This window comes from Bacillus vallismortis, from assembly GCF_004116955.1.
Taxonomy (GTDB): domain Bacteria; phylum Bacillota; class Bacilli; order Bacillales; family Bacillaceae; genus Bacillus; species Bacillus vallismortis.
Window position 1 is genome coordinate 4,269,234 of record NZ_CP026362.1, and the last position, 17,129, is coordinate 4,286,362.

7 protein-coding genes, 10 pseudogenes and 1 other annotated feature are annotated in these 17,129 nt (G+C 46.7%); of the genes and pseudogenes, 14 read left to right on the forward strand and 3 right to left on the reverse strand.

All coding sequences use genetic code 11. From position 1 onward, the window contains the following. The first annotated feature begins 209 nt into the window (after positions 1 to 209). The 4 genes and pseudogenes from lutR to BV11031_RS23440 all read left to right on the forward strand — a co-directional run. On the forward strand, positions 210 to 932 hold the full coding sequence (gene lutR / locus BV11031_RS22495; protein ID WP_010328662.1) for an L-lactate utilization/bacilysin biosynthesis transcriptional regulator LutR: 723 nt from the start codon (positions 210 to 212) through the stop codon (positions 930 to 932). A 176-nt stretch (positions 933 to 1,108) separates the two neighbouring features. Further along, positions 1,109 to 1,374: pseudogene (locus BV11031_RS22500) on the forward strand (hypothetical protein); the annotation flags it as partial. A 228-nt stretch (positions 1,375 to 1,602) separates the two neighbouring features. After that, positions 1,603 to 3,666: a beta-galactosidase GanA gene (gene ganA / locus BV11031_RS22505; RefSeq protein ID WP_082246304.1), complete on the forward strand. Its 2,064-nt coding sequence runs from the start codon at positions 1,603 to 1,605 to the stop codon at positions 3,664 to 3,666. A gap of 77 nt (positions 3,667 to 3,743) precedes the next feature. Continuing rightward, a pseudogene (locus BV11031_RS23440) lies at positions 3,744 to 3,819 on the forward strand (hydrolase); the annotation flags it as partial. 97 nt (positions 3,820 to 3,916) lie between these two features. Here the strand turns inward: BV11031_RS23440 and rsbP are convergent. Both rsbP and BV11031_RS22515 read right to left on the reverse strand, forming a co-directional pair. Next, entirely contained in the window at positions 3,917 to 5,131 is a 1,215-nt protein-coding gene (gene rsbP, locus BV11031_RS22510; RefSeq protein WP_010328660.1) for a phosphoserine phosphatase RsbP, read from the reverse strand. Between the two features lie 29 nt (positions 5,132 to 5,160). Continuing rightward, positions 5,161 to 5,973: an alpha/beta fold hydrolase gene (locus BV11031_RS22515; RefSeq protein ID WP_010328659.1), complete on the reverse strand. Its 813-nt coding sequence runs from the start codon at positions 5,971 to 5,973 to the stop codon at positions 5,161 to 5,163. A gap of 278 nt (positions 5,974 to 6,251) precedes the next feature. Here BV11031_RS22515 and BV11031_RS22520 point away from each other — a divergent pair, with 278 nt between their 5' ends. From BV11031_RS22520 to BV11031_RS22560, 9 genes and pseudogenes are all read left to right on the forward strand, one after another. Next, entirely contained in the window at positions 6,252 to 7,157 is a 906-nt protein-coding gene (locus tag BV11031_RS22520; RefSeq protein ID WP_082246303.1) for an ABC transporter ATP-binding protein, read from the forward strand. After that, positions 7,158 to 7,895 carry an ABC transporter permease gene (locus BV11031_RS22525; RefSeq protein WP_010328657.1) on the forward strand — a complete coding sequence of 246 codons (738 nt, stop codon included), beginning with the start codon at positions 7,158 to 7,160 and terminating at the stop codon, positions 7,893 to 7,895. It abuts the gene before it with no gap. 8 nt (positions 7,896 to 7,903) lie between these two features. After that, positions 7,904 to 9,066 (forward strand): annotated as a pseudogene (locus BV11031_RS22530) (sensor histidine kinase). Then, a pseudogene (locus tag BV11031_RS22535) lies at positions 9,057 to 9,615 on the forward strand (response regulator transcription factor). Before BV11031_RS22530 ends, BV11031_RS22535 begins: the two co-directional pseudogenes overlap by 10 nt. 183 nt (positions 9,616 to 9,798) lie before the next feature. Beyond that, positions 9,799 to 10,510: pseudogene (locus BV11031_RS22540) on the forward strand ((Fe-S)-binding protein). A gap of 24 nt (positions 10,511 to 10,534) precedes the next feature. Continuing rightward, positions 10,535 to 11,975, forward strand: a pseudogene (lutB, locus tag BV11031_RS22545) (lactate utilization iron-sulfur protein LutB). After that, positions 11,972 to 12,692 (forward strand): annotated as a pseudogene (gene lutC / locus BV11031_RS22550) (lactate utilization protein LutC). The pseudogenes lutB and lutC overlap by 4 nt, the downstream one beginning before the upstream one ends. A gap of 102 nt (positions 12,693 to 12,794) precedes the next feature. Continuing rightward, positions 12,795 to 13,821: pseudogene (locus tag BV11031_RS22555) on the forward strand (glycosyl hydrolase family 18 protein). A gap of 97 nt (positions 13,822 to 13,918) precedes the next feature. Next, positions 13,919 to 14,154 (forward strand) — a binding site (T-box leader). Positions 14,155 to 14,222: 68 nt separating this feature from the next. Further along, on the forward strand, positions 14,223 to 15,566 hold the full coding sequence (locus BV11031_RS22560) for an amino acid permease (RefSeq protein ID WP_010328651.1): 1,344 nt from the start codon (positions 14,223 to 14,225) through the stop codon (positions 15,564 to 15,566). Positions 15,567 to 15,622: 56 nt separating this feature from the next. On the opposite strand, the pseudogene BV11031_RS23305 reads toward BV11031_RS22560, so the two are convergent. Beyond that, positions 15,623 to 15,826, reverse strand: a pseudogene (locus BV11031_RS23305) (DMT family transporter); the annotation flags it as partial. 190 nt (positions 15,827 to 16,016) lie between these two features. Here BV11031_RS23305 and BV11031_RS23310 point away from each other — a divergent pair. Beyond that, positions 16,017 to 17,024: pseudogene (locus tag BV11031_RS23310) on the forward strand (LLM class flavin-dependent oxidoreductase). Positions 17,025 to 17,129 lie beyond the last annotated feature (105 nt).

A 17,129-nucleotide genomic window follows, 5' to 3' on the forward strand; every position in this document is an offset into this window, starting at 1 on the left:
ATAAACTGGCGTATGTGTAAGCGGTTTCTAAAGATGATAGTATGATCATCTGATGACTGGGTAATAAGACCAGTTACCTAGCATTATATTTTGAAAAAAAACAAAGTACAAGACTTTTTGACAAAATTGTCAAAATCTTTTGGCGCCCCCAAAAACAGAGTATAATAGATCGTAAACAGCCAGACCTACAAGTTACGGGGTGAATTGCATTGAAATACAAACAGATTAAAACAAAGAAAATATATGAAGAAGTGGCGGACGCACTATTAGATATGATCAAAAATGGCGAATTGAAGCCAGGAGATAAATTAGACTCCGTTCAGGCGCTTTCCGAAAGCTTTCAAGTCAGCCGCTCAGCGGTTCGTGAAGCCCTTTCCGCGCTAAAAGCGATGGGGCTTGTCGAAATGAAACAGGGGGAAGGCACATACCTGAAGGAATTTGAGCTCAATCAAATTTCTCAGCCGCTCTCAGCTGCCCTTCTCATGAAAAAAGAGGACGTCAAGCAGCTGCTCGAGGTCAGAAAACTGCTTGAAATCGGGGTGGCAACATTAGCTGCTGAAAAACGAACAGATGACGATCTCGAAAGAATCCATGCTGCGTTAAAGGAAATGGGCAGCATTGAAGCCGACGGGGAGCTTGGAGAGAAAGCCGACTTCGCATTTCATCTTGCGCTGGCTGACGCTTCCCAGAACGACCTTCTTAAACATCTGATGAACCACGTTTCATCATTGCTGCTGGAAACGATGAGAGAAACACGGAAAATCTGGCTGTTTTCCAAGAAGACCTCAGTTCAGCGACTTTATGAGGAGCATGAACGAATTTACAATGCCGTGGCTGCGCAGGATGGAGCGCAGGCGGAGGCTGCCATGCTGGCGCATTTAACGAATGTGGAAGATGTGCTTTCGGGATATTTCGAGGAAAATGTACAATAACCAACTCATTTCCCGGGCAATTCTGCCGTTGCCAAATGAACAACCGAGACTGAGCCGCCAATGGTTCAGTCTTTTCACTTGCAGCAGCACCTAACATTTGTGAAAAATAAAGTAAAATATTTTACTAAAATGAATGTGAGCTGAATAATGGAGGCAGATGCAATGACGACAATGAAAGACATCGCACAGGAAGCGGGATTTTCGATTCAACTCCTGATCCCGATCATTTTGACTCGGTCAGGCCCGATTTTGCTCAAATGACAAGGAAGACAGTACATATCCTGAGCGGGAAGGGCATAAGAGTATCGGTAACATCAGCTTCGCAAAGTATGTCTCGTCCCCTCTGATGACGCTTCATATTCATATACATGAAGTATGCAAAAATACTGTTGAAATGCTGCTTGAACAAATGCCGGACAAGAGAAGACCGGTAAAAACATGATATGTAGGTGCGCATTCATCGTCAGTAAGAGTATGAATTAAGAATGGCTTAGGAGACTAAGCCATTTTTTAGGTAAAAAATTTATTGATAGAGGTAAATAGTTGGTTTGCTCATTTTTCCAGTCGTGCTATATTAATTTTAAAGCGCTTTCGCAACTAGCTGCAAAAGCATTTTGTGTCCGGATTAACCGCGGGGGGAACAAAAGGTTAAGAGATGAAGGAGGAGAATATGATGTCAAAGCTTGAAAAAAAGCATGTAACAGATGCAACATTTATGCTCCACGGAGGAGACTACAATCCTGATCAGTGGCTGGATCGGCCTGATATTCTAGCCGATGATATTAAGCTGATGAAGCTTTCTCATACGAATACCTTTTCTGTCGGCATTTTTGCATGGAGCGCGCTTGAGCCGGAGGAGGGCGTGTATCAATTTGAATGGCTTGATGATATTTTTGAACGGATTCACAGCATCGGCGGCCGGGTCATATTAGCAACCCCAAGCGGAGCGCGTCCTGCTTGGCTGTCGCAAGCCTATCCTGAAGTTTTGCGCGTCAATGCTTCCCGCGTCAAGCAGCTGCACGGCGGAAGGCACAACCACTGCCTCACATCTAAAGTCTACCGTGAAAAAACACGTCACATCAACCGGCTATTAGCAGAACGATACGGCAATCATCCGGCGTTGTTAATGTGGCATATTTCAAACGAATACGGTGGAGAGTGCCACTGCGATCTATGCCAGCATGCTTTCAGGGAATGGCTGAAAGCAAAATATGACAACAGCCTCAAGACATTGAACCATGCGTGGTGGACTCCTTTTTGGAGCCATACATTCAATGACTGGTTACAAATTGAAAGTCCATCGCCGATCGGTGAAAATGGCTTGCACGGCCTGAACTTAGACTGGCGCCGGTTCGTCACTGAGCAAACGATTTCGTTTTATGAAAATGAAATCATCCCGCTGAGAGAACTGACACCTGATATTCCGATCACAACGAACTTTATGGCTGACACACCGGATTTGATTCCGTATCAGGGCCTCGACTACAGCAAGTTTGCAAAGCATGTCGATGTCATCAGCTGGGACGCTTACCCGGTCTGGCACAATGACTGGGAAAGCACAGCTGATTTGGCGATGAAGGTCGGCTTTATCAATGACCTATACCGAAGCCTGAAGCAGCAGCCTTTCTTATTAATGGAGTGTACGCCAAGCGCGGTCAATTGGCATAACGTCAACAAGGCGAAGCGCCCGGGCATGAATGTGCTGTCGTCTATGCAGATGATTGCCCACGGCTCGGACAGCGTTCTCTATTTCCAATACCGCAAATCGCGCGGATCATCAGAAAAATTGCACGGAGCAATAGTAGATCATGACAATAGCCCGAAGAACCGGGTCTTTCAGGAAGTGGCCAAAACCGGTGAAATATTAGAACGGCTGTCCGAGGTTGTCGGAACGAAGAGACCGGCTGAAACCGCTATTTTATATGACTGGGAAAACCATTGGGCACTCGAGGACGCTCAGGGGTATGCGAAGGCGACAAAACGTTACGTGCAAACCCTTCAGCAGCATTACCGCACGTTCTGGGAACACGATATCCCTGTCGATGTCATCACGAAAGAACAAGATTTTTCACCATATAAACTGCTGATCGTCCCCATGCTTTATTTAATCAGTGAAAACACCATTTCCCATTTGAAAGCGTTTGCGTCTCGTGGCGGCACCTTAGTCATGACATATATCAGCGGGATTGTAAATGAGCATGATTTAACGTACACAGGCGGATGGCATCCAGACCTGCAAGCGATTTTCGGAATTGAGCCTCTGGAAACCGATACGCTGTACCCAAAGGATCGAAATGCTGTGAGCTATCGCAGCCAATCATATGAAATGAAGGATTATGCAACGGTGATCGATGTAAAGACCGCATCTGTAGAAGCCGTGTATCAAGAAGATTTTTATGCGCGTACGCCAGCGGTCACAAGCCATCAGTATCAGCGGGGCAAGGCGTATTTTATCGGCGCCCGTTTGGAGGATCAATTTCATCGGGATTTCTATGAAGGACTGATCACAGATCTGTCTCTTTCTCCTGTTTTTTCGGTTCGGCACGGAAAAGGCATCTCCGTACAAGCGAGGCAGGATCAGGACAATGATTATATTTTTGTCATGAATTTCACGGAAGAAAAACAGCTTGTCACGTTTGATCAGAGTGTGAAAGATATGATGACAGGAGAAATATTATCCGGCGACCTGACGATGGAGAAATATGAAGTGAGAATCGTCGTAAACAAACATTAGGCTGATGCCTCCGCTCGATATGGGCGGATTTTTTTTTATTTACTTTTGAAAGCGTTCACTAAGGGGTGGGGAGTGTCATGAAAAGCAGAGTGAACTTGTTCTTTGGCTGCCATCGTATGGAGTGCATTTAGTTCAACGGGATATGCCGCTGCCTTCCTTGCAGGTGTTTCAATATGCGGAGTCAGGCCATACCCCTAAGAAACGCTGAAACAGAAAACATCCATGAGATGTACCCATCTCATGGATGTTTTTATTTTACATCAACTACTATAAAACATTCGTCATCACTTTTATGATGGGCTTCCTTATGGTGATGCAGTGATGTAAGGATGTTCTCTTTCAGACCAGCAATAGGCAAATCGGGGTGATCCTTTAATAAATCAAATAAATAACATGAAGCTGTGGGGTCCATCACACCATCAGTATACAGCAGGAGCCTTCCGCCGCCTTCAGTATATGAAAGGCTTTTTGACTGAAACACCGCGTCTTCAAACATCCCGATCGGAGGCGCGGTAGCGGGCAGCGGATGTTGGGTTCCGCCGGCGCCCTGCCATAATGCCGGCGGATGTCCTGCGTTGACATAATCAATTCTTTGCCGGGCTGTATCAACCTCAAGATAAATAGCCGTGCAATAATGTCTCGCTTCCTCATCATTTTGAAACAAGCTGTGCAGGTGCCGGTCTAATTCCTTCATGACTTTGTCGGGGCTGAGACCTTGCGTGATCTGGCGCTGGAACAAAGGATGAAGAGACATCGTAATCAATGCAGATGAAATCCCGTGTCCCATCACATCAAGGATAATAATGCCGTAACGATGTTCATCAATTTGATAAAATCCGTATAGATCACCGGATAACTCACTGGATGCTTTGTAATAAGCGTCAATTTGAATCTGATCGTTTACAATCGGTTCAGTCAATGAGTATTCTTGAATCTTCCTGGCGAGCTCGAGCTCTCTTTTGGTGTTTAATTTAAATTGCTGATTTTGTTTGTTGGTCTTAAGAAGTTCTTCTTGTTTTGCCTTCAGTGTTTCCAAGGCAATTTCTAACTCAGCATTGGCTTTCTGCTTGGCAAGCAAAGCTTCCTGAGCGTCGTTTCTGGCCATTAGAAGTTCATTTTCATATTCGTTTCGTTTCCGCATCGGAATGAGAACACACTCAGTGACGGATGCTCCTTTATCTTCTCTTACAACAGCATTGACCAGGGTGGGGATTTCTTCTCCATCACTTGTCTTCAAAGAAATGTACATTTCTTCGATGTGCTTCTCTAGTTTTAAAAGAGGCACAAAATAGAGCTGGTAGAAAAGCTGTGCGGAAACGGTCAAAATTGTATCCATATGCTGGCCGATCACCTGTTCCGAACGATAATCCAGAATCTTGAGCAGGGTACGGTTGACAGCTATGATCGAACCCTCTTCTGACAAAGTGAGAAAACCGCATGGTGCATCATTCAATTGTTTGTCCATTAAGAGGGTCACCTCTATCCCTTTCGTTCCTATATCACGTGCGCTTGCAAATAATCGCTGATCAGCTGGATCGTCTCTTCAGGATGGCTCATGTGGGGACAATGCCCGCGAGCCTCCATTTGTCTAAGTGTACTATATGGAAGATGCTTATGCATATATTCGCCTACTGAAGCCGGTGCGATGATATCATCAGCACTTTGGAGAATCAGTGAGGGAGCTGTTACCTTCGAAAGATCCTCTCGGTGATCAGAAAAAAACGCGGCTTTTGCGAATTGGCGGGCAATCACAGGATCAGTAGAACAAAAACGGCTTTCAAGCTCTTCCTTGATGTCAGGCCGATCTGGCTGATTCAGAACCGTTCCTGCAAATACAGTTGCCCAGCCTATGTAATTTTTCTCCATCATCTCCAGCAAACCACGGAGCTGCTCCTCCTCAAATCCTCCGTAATACTCAGGGGGATCATCTAAATAACATGGAGAAGGTCCCACCATCACCAAATGGGAAAAAAGCGCAGGGCGGCGGATGGAAGCTAGCATCCCAATCACAGCCCCGACAGAGTGCCCCACAAACACGGTCTCTTCCAGATTTAAAGCCTCGCAAACATCAAGAACATCTTGGGCATAGCCTTCAAGTGTCCGGTAACGATTCAGGTCATATGCGCGTATATCCGAATTCCCAGAACCGACGTAATCAAATAAAATAACTTGATACTCTTCCTCGAAGGCCGGCGCCACGGCATTCCACACGCTTTGATCACATCCAAAACCGGGGGCGAAAATGATAGATGTTTTGCCGTTTCCCTTCACCTTTACATCATTTCGAGACAAAATCGCTTCGTTCATGATTGGCTCCTTTCAGCCGATAGTTAAAGTTCAATATGTATATCATAACACTCACGGTTTGAAGAGTGTGTCTTTCTATGAAAGTAAATAGCAGTTTCATAGAATGGGGACATACGGCTCAAGCGGGCTGGATGAATTGGAAAATCTAGAGGATGGATGGCCTAGAAACCAGCCGTGAGAATGAATATGACATTTGTCACCCGTTATCATGACACCCTATACTTCCATCAGTTTCTGCGTCATTTTACAATCAATGTAAGAGACCAGGAGGTGCTCATGTGATGAATGAGGCAGTAACAGTAAGCAATGTGTCAAAACATTTTCAGAAAAAAACAGCTGTAAACAACATCAGCTTCAGCATTAAAAAAGGAGAAATTGCAGCTATCCTCGGGCCCAATGGGGCAGGGAAGACGACCGTGATCTCCATGATATTAGGATTGCTAACACCAAGCGAGGGAGAAATCAAACGATTTAACCGGGTTCCTGATGACAAACAGGTGCGGGAAAAAATAGGCGTGATGCTGCAGGAAGTGAGTGTCATGCCGGGACTGAAGGTGAATGAAATCCTCGAGCTCTTCCGAAGCTATTATCCCAATCCATTGTCCATGAAAAAACTTATTTCGTTAACAGCACTCACAAAAGAAGATTTGAAAACGAGGGCAGAAAAGTTATCCGGCGGACAAAAACGCCGTTTGAACTTTGCTTTGGCTCTTGCCGGGAATCCGGAGCTGCTGATCTTTGATGAGCCGACAGTGGGAATGGACACATCATCAAGACATCGATTCTGGCAGACCATTCATGGACTGGCCGATCAAGGAAAAACAATTATTTTTTCAACGCATTATTTGCAGGAAGCGGATGATGCCGCACAGCGAATCTTATTTTTTGCAGACGGGCGGCTTGTGGCAGACGGATCGCCTATGCAACTCCGCTCAAGGATGCAAAAACAGGCTGTTTCTTTTGAGATGCATTCAGATGAATCATTGGAACGGCTGTCCCGTCACCCGGAAGTAGAGCGGGTGATTCAGAAGCACCAAAGGATCATCATTCAAACATCAAATACAGACAAAGTGTTAGCACTCATTTTTCAAGAAAACATACGCGCGTGCGATATCCGGATTGAGCAAGGAACGCTTGATGAGGCATTTCGCCAGCTGGCTGACGGAAACAGGGAGGCGATGTGAGTGAACATGCTGCAGAAGCAAAGCATAGCTGAAATGAAAAGGGTGCTTCGGAATAAGTACTTTGTGCTTTGGTCGCTGCTGATGCCGATTGCCTTTTATTATCTCTTTACCAATGTAGTGAATACGGGCGTACCTGATCAACGTGCATGGGACGCCCACTACTTAATGTCGATGACAGTCTTCAGTGTGATGGGGTCCTCTATTATGACGCTTGGAATCCGTATGGTTCAAGAACGGTCACAAGGCTGGACCGCCTTTATCCGCATCACGCCTCTTCCGGATCATATCTATTTATCAGCTCAGATGATCGGCCAAAGTGTGATTCACGTTTTATCCATTACCGTCATCTTTCTGTTCGGCGCGCTCATGAATGACATTGCCCTGTCGCCGTTTGAATGGATCATGAGCGGACTGTGGATTTTGTTTGGCGCATTGCCGTTTTTAGCGTTAGGCACACTCATCGGCCGCATGAGAAAAGTAGAAACCGCAGCCGGAATCAGTAATGTGCTTTACATGCTGCTCGCTTTAGGCGGAGGCATGTGGATGCCGTTTGAGGTCATGCCTGAGGTGATGCAGAACATTGGCCGGTGGCTTCCGTCTTATCATTTCGGTAACGGAGCGTGGGAACTTGTTCGAGGCGGGGGCCCATCATGGGAAAATATTTTGATACTAATCACTTATTTGATGCTCTTCATGCTACTATCTAAGTATATAAGCAGAAAACAAGAAGCGGTGTGATCTATGAAATTTTACCATCCATATTCCCTAAGCAATTCGGTTTTTCCCTTATATCTTCTGGTGTACACCATCATGCCGTTTCTTTCTTTATTGAGAGAAACAGGCGTCAAACAGGTGCTCGGATATGGCATGCTGCTCTTTTTTGTCATAGCCTATCGCCAGTTGTTTTGCAATGTGGGCAGAGCTTCGTTTACGTATTGGCTTATCGTGCAAATGGCGGTTATTTTCATCTATAGTGTGTTTTACAATATCACCTATATCTATTTAGGGTTTTTTCCGGCAAACTTTGTTGGTTATTACAAAGAGAAAACAAAGTTTAACCGTGCGTTCTGCGGTTTACTCCTTATGCTGCTTTTCCGTGTTTTTATCAATTTCTAGTGAATTCGGTTTCACTCCAGGAGCTTTTTCCTGTTCTTCGTTTCTCGTCATCATGCTCATTTCTCCATTCGGCATCCGTTCTATGTTTCGGAGAATTGAACTCGAGACCAAACTTGCCCAAGCCAATGAACAGATAAAAGAACTCTCCAAAAGGGAGGAGCGTGTTCGAATCGCCCGTGATCTCCACGATACGCTCGGTCATACCCTTTCGCTTCTTACGTTGAAAAGCCAGCTGATTCAGCGGCTGGCAACATCTGATCCGGAACGGACCCGGCTTGAAGCAAAAGAAATGGAAACCAGTTCAAGAGCCGCACTCAAGCAAGTTCGGGAGCTGGTTTCTGATATGAGAACGGTCACGATGACAGAGGAGCTCGCCAACATTCAGCACATCTTAAGATCGGGAAACATTACGTTTCAATACGAAGGGGACGAAGACTTTTCAGCGATCTCTCCCGTCACACAAAATATGATCAGTATGTGTATGCGGGAAGCTGTGACCAATATCATCAAGCACAGCAAAGCCACCCACTGCGCCATTGCCATTTCTCAGTTTGCTGACAAAATGAAAGTTGTGATACGGGATGACGGAAAGGGTGCGGCGAAGGAGAACACATTTGGGAATGGCCTGCGGGGAATGGAAGAGCGGCTGATGCTCATTGAGGGCGGATTAACGCTTTCAGCTCATAACGGAACGGTGTTGACACTGACGATCCGCTTATTAAAAAAGCAGATTGATAGGAGGACGAAAAGAATGATTCGTCTGTTGATGCTGAGGACCAGCGAATGCTTTTAGGCGCTTGGGATCTCTGCTTGATTAGAAGAGATATGGAAGTCATCGGACAAGCACGAAACGGGGAAGAAGCGTTCAAAGCCATTTTGGGAGCTGGAGCCGGATGTATGCATCATGGACATTGAAATGCGGCCCGGAGGGTTGGATGTGGCAGAGGAATTGATGCAAAAAGGCAGCGGCAGCAAGATTTATTTTAACAACCTTTGCCCGTCCCGGCTATTTTGAACGCGCCGTTAAAGCCGGCGTACATGGCTATCTCCTGAAAGACGGCGAAATTGACGATTTGGCCGACGCCATCCGAAAGAGTGTAAAGGGTAAACGAGTCTTCAGCCCGGAGCTGACGTTTAATATGATGCGAGACGAAAATCCACTCACCGTAAGAGAACAAGAAATTCTGCGGCTGGCGCTTTAGGCAAGACAACAAAAGATATTACGCTTGAACTCTATTTATCTCAAGGCACAGTCCGAAACTATATTCAGAAATCATCCAAAAGCTCGATGCGAAAACGGACAGAAGCCGCCAGCATTGCTGAGGAAAAAGGCTGGATCTAACCATATGTTTTCAGCATCACGGCACTCCTGAGGGATCAGGGGTGTTTTTTATAAGCCGTAAATGAAATTATACCCAGAAAACCTTTCCTTCCATTGTCAGAATAGTGTACGATATTCATATAGTTATTTTAACTCAGGTCATCAGATGACCAGATCATATATGGGATGAGAGAGGGGTTCATCATGAAAGTCTCACTTTTTGTCACTTGTCTTGTTGATATGTTTCAAACAAATGTCGGAAAAGCGACGGTTGAGCTGTTGGAGCGGCTTGGATGTGAGGTTGATTTTCCGGAGGGCAGATCTGCTGCGGGCAGCCGGCTTATAACAGCGGCTATGTGAGTGACGCCAAAAAAGCAATGAACGGATGATCGAAACGTTCCAGGATTCCGAATATGTCGTCAGTCCTTCCGGTTCCTGCACAACGATGTTCCGAGAATATCCGCACCTGTTTCAGATGACCCCAATGGGCCGATAAGCGAAAAAGCTGGCGGATAAAACGTATGAACTGACCGATTTTATCGTGAACGTCCTTGGCGTTGAGGATGTCGGAGCGAGCCTTCATACAAAAGCGACCTTACATACGTCGTGCCATATGTCGCGGCTGCTCGGAGTTCGGGAGGAGCCGATGAAGCTCTTGAGCCATGTGAAGGGCCTAGAGTTCACAGCGCTTCCGGGCAAACATAACTGCTGCGGATTCGGAGGAACATTCTCCGTCAAAATGGCGCAGATTTCTGAACAGATGGTCGACGAAAAAGTCGCATGCGTGGAGGATACGGGTGCGGAGGTACTGATCGGAGCTGACTGCGGCTGTTTGATGAATATCGGGGGCCGGCTTGACCGAAAAGACAAAAATGTCAAAGTGATGCACATCGCCGAAGTGCTCAACAGCAGATAAAACTGGATTCAGAGGGGAAGGATCATGGCGATGAAAATCGGTACTGACGCTTTTAAAGAGCGGGTATCACAGGGGATTGATAATGAATTTATGAGAGGTGCTGTTTCTGGTGCGCAGGAACGTCTGCGGACACGGCGCCTTGAAGCGGCCGAAGAGCTGGGAAACTGGGAAGAATGGCGCTCCTTATCAGAGGAAATCAGGCAGCATGTCCTTGAAAATCTCGATTTCTATCTCGGCCAGCTTGCCGAAAATGTGGCGAAACGAGGCGGGCATGTTTATTTCGCGGAAACATCGGAAGAGGCGTCTTCTTATATTCGCGACGTTATTCAAAAGAAGAATGGAAAGAAGATCGTAAAATCAAAATCAATGGTCACGGAGGAAATCAATCTGAATGAGGTGCTGGAGAAGGAAGGCTGTGAGGTCGTTGAAACCGATCTTGGCGAGTATATTTTGCAGATTGACGATCACGATCCGCCGTCACATATCGTAGCGCCCGCCCTTCATAAAAATAAAGAACAGATACGCGATGTGTTTAAAGAAAGGCTGGACTATCAACATACAGAAAAACCGGAAGAGCTTGTGATGCATGCGCGCGCCATCCTCCGGGAAAAGTTTCTCGAAGCGGATATCGGCATTACAGGCTGTAACTTCGCCATCGCTGATACGGGTTCTGTCAGCCTTGTGACCAATGAAGGCAATGGACGGCTTGAGCACATTGCCAAAAACGCAAATCACCGTCATGGGAATGGAGCGGATTGTCCCGACATTTTCTGAATTCGAAGTGCTTGTCAGCATGCTGACAAGAAGCGCTGTCGGACAGCGGCTGACAAGTTATATTACGGCTCTGACAGGCCCGAAGCTGGAAGGGGAAGTAGACGGGCCGGAGGAATTCCATCTAGTCATTGTTGATAATGGCCGGTCCAACATTCTCGGAACGGAATTCCAGTCTGTCCTGCAATGTATCCGCTGTGCCGCCTGTATCAACGTCTGCCCTGTGTACCGCCATGTAGGCGGGCACTCTTACGGCTCAATTTATTCGGGGCCGATCGGGGCGGTTTTATCACCGCTGCTCGGCGGTTATGACGATTATAAGGAGCTGCCGTACGCATCTACGCTGTGCGCGGCTTGTTCAGAAGCCTGCCCGGTCAAAATTCCGCTACATGAGCTGCTTCTCAAGCATCGCCAGAACATCGTTGAAAAAGAAGGCAGGGCGCCGATCAGCGAAAAGCTCGCGATGAAAGCTTTCGGGCTTGGCGCGTCCTCTTTGCCGCTTTATAAAATGGGATCAAAATGGGCGCCGGCCGCGATGACGCCTTTTACAGAGGGAGAAAAAATGTCGAAAGGGCCCGGCCCGCTCAAAAGCTGGACACAGATCCGCGATTTCCCGGCACCGCATAAATCGAGATTCAGAGACTGGTTTACAGATAGAGAAACGAGTGAACGCGCGAAGGAGGAGGAGTCATGACGAAGGGGACCGTTCAGAATCAAGAGAGCTTTTTAAACCGGGTCGCATCACGCCTGGGACGTGACAGAAGAACAGGGGGCGTGGCAGTCCCTGAGTGGGCGCATCAGCCGCAATATCGCACACTTGAAGGATATTCAGCGGATGACTTGGTCACAGTGCTCAAAAACCATTGTGTCAAAATCCATACAGAGCTGATTGAAACGGATTCAACCGCTTATATGATGCCCTGCGCGAGCAAGTCAGCCGCTTTTCCGGAGGCCCTGTCATCATTCCGAAGGATCCGCGCTTGAAGCATACGGGCTAAAAAGCCTGCTCACCAAAGACTGGCCGAGCGATGGAACGCCGGTCTGGGAGTGGGATGCTGACAAAGGCGAAGAAAATATCAAAAAAGCGGAGCAAGCCAATGTTGGAATTACATTCAGTGAAATCACACTGGCCGAGTCGGGGACGGTTGTCCTCTTCTCCTCAAAAGATATCGGCCGGTCTGTCAGCCTTCTGCCGACGACCTACATTGCGATTGTGCCAAAATCAAGCATTGTGCCGAGAATGACGCAAGCCAGTGATATCATTCGCCAAAACATTGCGGACGGCACCACTGTCCCCTCCTGCGTCAACTACATTACCGGACCGAGCAACTCGGCCGATATCGAAATGGACTTGGTTGTCGGCGTGCACGGACCTGTAAAAGCCGCATATCTTCTCGTCTCTGACCGCTAACGCTAAAGCCCGGCAGCTTGTTGCCGGGCTTTCTGCTTGAAAAACTTCAACTTCCAATTGTTTGGCCGATGAGAAGTATGACTTGCAAAAGGAGGAAATATAATGAAAAAATGGCTGATCGCAGCTGTTTCACTGGCGATTGCGATCATTCTGTTTATGTATTCAAACGCAGAAGCGAAAGCGGCTGGCATGACATTAGGCTACACGACTGGGATACGGCCTCATACAATTCTCTTGTGAAATATCATACATACATGAATTCGATCGCCACAGATACGTTTGCGTTTGAAAAAAACGGACAAATCATTGGCGATGCCCCAAGCAAGCAGCTGACATATGCGAAAAAGAAAAACATCAACATGGGCGGTCATTTCAAACTATAATGACACGATTTACGATTTTGACGGAGACTTAGCGAGTCGAGTCATGAGGAATCACACAGCAAAAAAACGATTCACAGATCAGTTAATCGCACTGGCTAAAAAGCACTCATACTATGGTATCAATATCGACTTTGAAGCAGTGAACCCAGCTGACCGATCCACATACTCACGCTTCATTCAATGTCTCACAGGCTCTGAAAAAGAAACAGATCAAAACAATGGTTTCCGTTCCGGCCAAAAGCGCCGATGATCAAAGCGACGACTGGAGCTGGCCGTATGATTATGCGAAAATCGGTCAATATGCCGATTATGTGCAAATCATGACTTATGACGAACACGGCATTTGGGCGAACCAGGATCGGTGGCGAGCACAGGCTGGATCAAAAGCTCTCTACAATTTTCAGCCGAAAAAATCAAAGCCAATAAAGTCATCATGGGAATTCCGGCGTACGGCTATGACTGGGATATAGAAGATGAAAGCGGCAGCGCAATGAGAGAATGGAATGAACTCAAGACCCTCATCAACAAGCAGAAAGCCAAACCGATATTCAACAAACATCAGGTTCAATGACGTTTTCTTACGTTGACGAAAAGAAGCATAAACATGTCGTGTGGTATGAAAATGAAAAAACTGTCCAAACGAAAGCCATCTGGCAAAGCGGTACAAAATAGCAGGTGTCTCAGTTTATGCATTAGGAAACGAGTCAGAATCCTTTTGGAAAGCCATTCGAAAAGGGACAAAATAACAATTTCTTTTTTCTATGGGGTTATTGACAGTGTAAAAAGAAGCACGTATATTATGTTAGTATATTCAGAACATAACATTTCAGTTTTTCAGAAAACGAAAACACATAGATTGGGAGCAGTAAAAGAAAGCGGTCAGAAAAGAGAGCTGCGGGGTGGTGTGACGCAGCCTGATACTTCTTTGAACTCGCCCGGGAGTGGTAAGGCGAAACGGAATAGATAGAATATTCCCCATGTTTTAACGGCTAACCTTCGTTACAGGTCGAAAGCTGGATTCTTCATGAAGAATCAACAAGAGTGGTACCGCGGTCAGCCTAAGGCTCGTCGTCTCTTTGTCTATTAGATTAGATAGGAGACGGCGGGCTTTTTTGTTTTTGAAAACGAGAAGGAGAGGTAGTAGAGGATGAAAAAGGACAATCAGACGTTAAAACGCACGATGACGTCCCGCCATATTATGATGATGGCGCTGGGCGGAGCAATCGGTGCAGGTTTATTTAAAGGAAGCAGCTCGGCGATCGATGTGGCGGGGCCTTCTGTCATTATCGCTTACCTGCTCGGCGGCATTATTTTGCTGTTTGTTATGCAAGGGCTCGCGGAAATGGCTGTGCGCAACCGAAATGCAAGAACCTTCCGGGATCTTGTCCAGCAGGTGTTAGGAAATTACGCTGCTTATTTTTTGGACTGGATATATTGGAAAATGTGGGTGCTCAACATTGCGGCTGAAGCTGTCGTCGCTGCGATTTTTATTCAATATTGGCTGCCGGGCTGCCCGATCTGGGTTCTGGCATTAGGGATATCTCTAGTCGTCACGGTTGTGAACTTGCTTTCTGTTAAAATCTTCGCCGAAACCGAATATTGGCTGGCAATGATCAAAATTACCGTTATTATTCTCTTTATTATATTAGGATTGTTGCTGTTATTTGTATCATTCGGTGATCATACAGCTGCTGGGTTCTCAAACCTGACAGAGCACGGCGGATTTTTCCCGCACGGCGGCACAGGGCTCATTACGGCGATGCTTGTCGTGATCTACTCTTACGGCGGTACAGAAATTATCGGTGTCACGCTTGCCGAAACAAAGAATCCGGAAAAAGTTGTCCCGAAAGCTGTCCGCAGCACACTGACACGGATTGTCGCGTTCTACCTGCTGCCGTTTTTCATCATCGTCAGCCTGATTCCATGGAACAAAGTCAATTCCGTTCCGGAAAGTCCCTTCGTCATGGTCTTTCACATGGTAGGCATTCCCGGCGCGGATCATATCATGAACGCAGTCATCCTGCTGGCGATCATTTCTTCCATGAATTCAGGTTTATATGGATCATCACGCATTTTGTATACTCAGGCAAGTGACGGAAGGCTTCCGAAGGTCTTTTCGAAGCTTTCATCGAAAAACGTGCCAATGTTTGCGATTCTGATGTGCACTTCCTCCCTTTATATTGGCGTCTTGATTTCTCTATTCGCAGGAAGCCAAACGTTTGATTACTTAATGGGATCACTGGGGTATACCGTATTATTCATTTGGCTGATCATCGGATTCGCCCATTTGAAATCAAGAAAACACCAAACAGAAACACCGGCCTATTATGTAAAGTGGTTTCCGTACACCACATGGTTTGCGATTCTGGCGTTACTCGCCATTCTGAGCGGGGTCATCCTGACAACGTCAATTGTCATTACCAGCATTACGGCGGTGATCTACCTTTTGATTACAGTTGTATATGTGGTCAAAGGACGCAAGCATCAGTAAATAAGGAACCCTCTTGTCTCATCTGACAAGAGGGTTTTGATGATTGTACAGCCAACTCATTTACGCCGCCGCTTTCTGTGTGCTTTTGATTTTGAATTCCCGAGGCTGATGCTCGTCACATCCGAAGTTCAGCCAAAAGGCTTAAGATGAGCGGTTCATGCAGGAAAATAGAGCTGGCCAAGACCGACATAAGGGAATCAAGGAAGCGACTTGGCTGCTTCTCCTGAAACAAGCCAGCCTAGCGCAATAACGAGGAATGATTGGGATGGCACAGGAATGTTTGGGGCTGAATAATAGTGCAAATCGTTTCTTTTATATTGTTCGAATTTCATCGAATCAAATTCTTTTATTCCTGAATGCAGTTGTGTTATGGTGTGAGAGAAGTCCTTTCATTCATGACTTGACAGCTTGAGGCTGTTTACTGATAACACATTTGCAAAGGAGAACAATATGTCTAACAACCAACGCAAAGATACCTTGCTTTCTGTTTTGAATTTATCTCCGGTTGTTCAGGGAGGAACGGTTGCGGATTCATTCCGAAACAGCATGGACTTGGCGCGCCGTGCGGAGGAATGGGGCTACCACCGCTATTGGCTTGCTGAGCATCATAATATAGAAGGTGTCGCAAGCTCTGCCACCGCGGTCCTGATCGGCCATATTGCCGGAGGCACAAAGAAAATCCGCGTCGGTTCCGGCGGCATTATGCTTCCGAACCATTCTTCATTAGTGATTGCTGAGCAATTCGGAACACTTGAAACGCTTTATCCGGACGGATTGATCTGGGGCTCGGACGTGCGCCGGGAACAGACCAATTGACAGCAAGAGCGCTCCGCAGAAACATCAACAGCGGTGAAGATTTTCCAGAACAATTAGAGGAACTGCGCAATTACTTTAAACCATCGGGGAATGTGCGTAATCAAGTCCGCGCCATTCCGGGAGAAGGCGTTGATGTTCCGATTTGGCTGCTGGGTTCAAGCGGCTTCAGCGCCCGTTTGGCAGGTGAACTGGGCCTTCCGTTTGCATTCGCTGCCCATTTCTCGCCGGCAAATACTGTTCCCGCTCTGGAGCTGTACCGCAATTCCTTTACGCCGTCGGAAGTGCTCGATGAAACCGTATGCAATGGTTGGCGTTACCATTATCGCGGCAGATACAAACGAGAAAGCGCAGCACCTTGCGACATCGCATTACCAAAGATTTCTTGACCTTGTCCGCGGCACGCCGAACCAGCTGAAGCCGCCTGTTGAGGATATGGATCGCATTTGGAGCCCGTATGAAAAAGCGATGGTCAATGAGCAGCTGAGCTCGACGATTGTCGGCGGTCCGGAAGAAGTGAAGGCGAAGCTCGAAGACTTTGTCAACACAACGCAAGCTGACGAAATTATGGTCAACTCAGAAACTTCGAACACAGACAGAATGCGTTCGTTTGAAATCATCGCAGACGTGTGGAAAAATAGATAACCAGCTATAAAAAAAGCAATGTAGCGGAAGACCCATACATTGCTTTTTTTATTTATCCAGTTTTCTGGTCGATTGCCGAATGATCAACTCAGGCTCAAATACGAC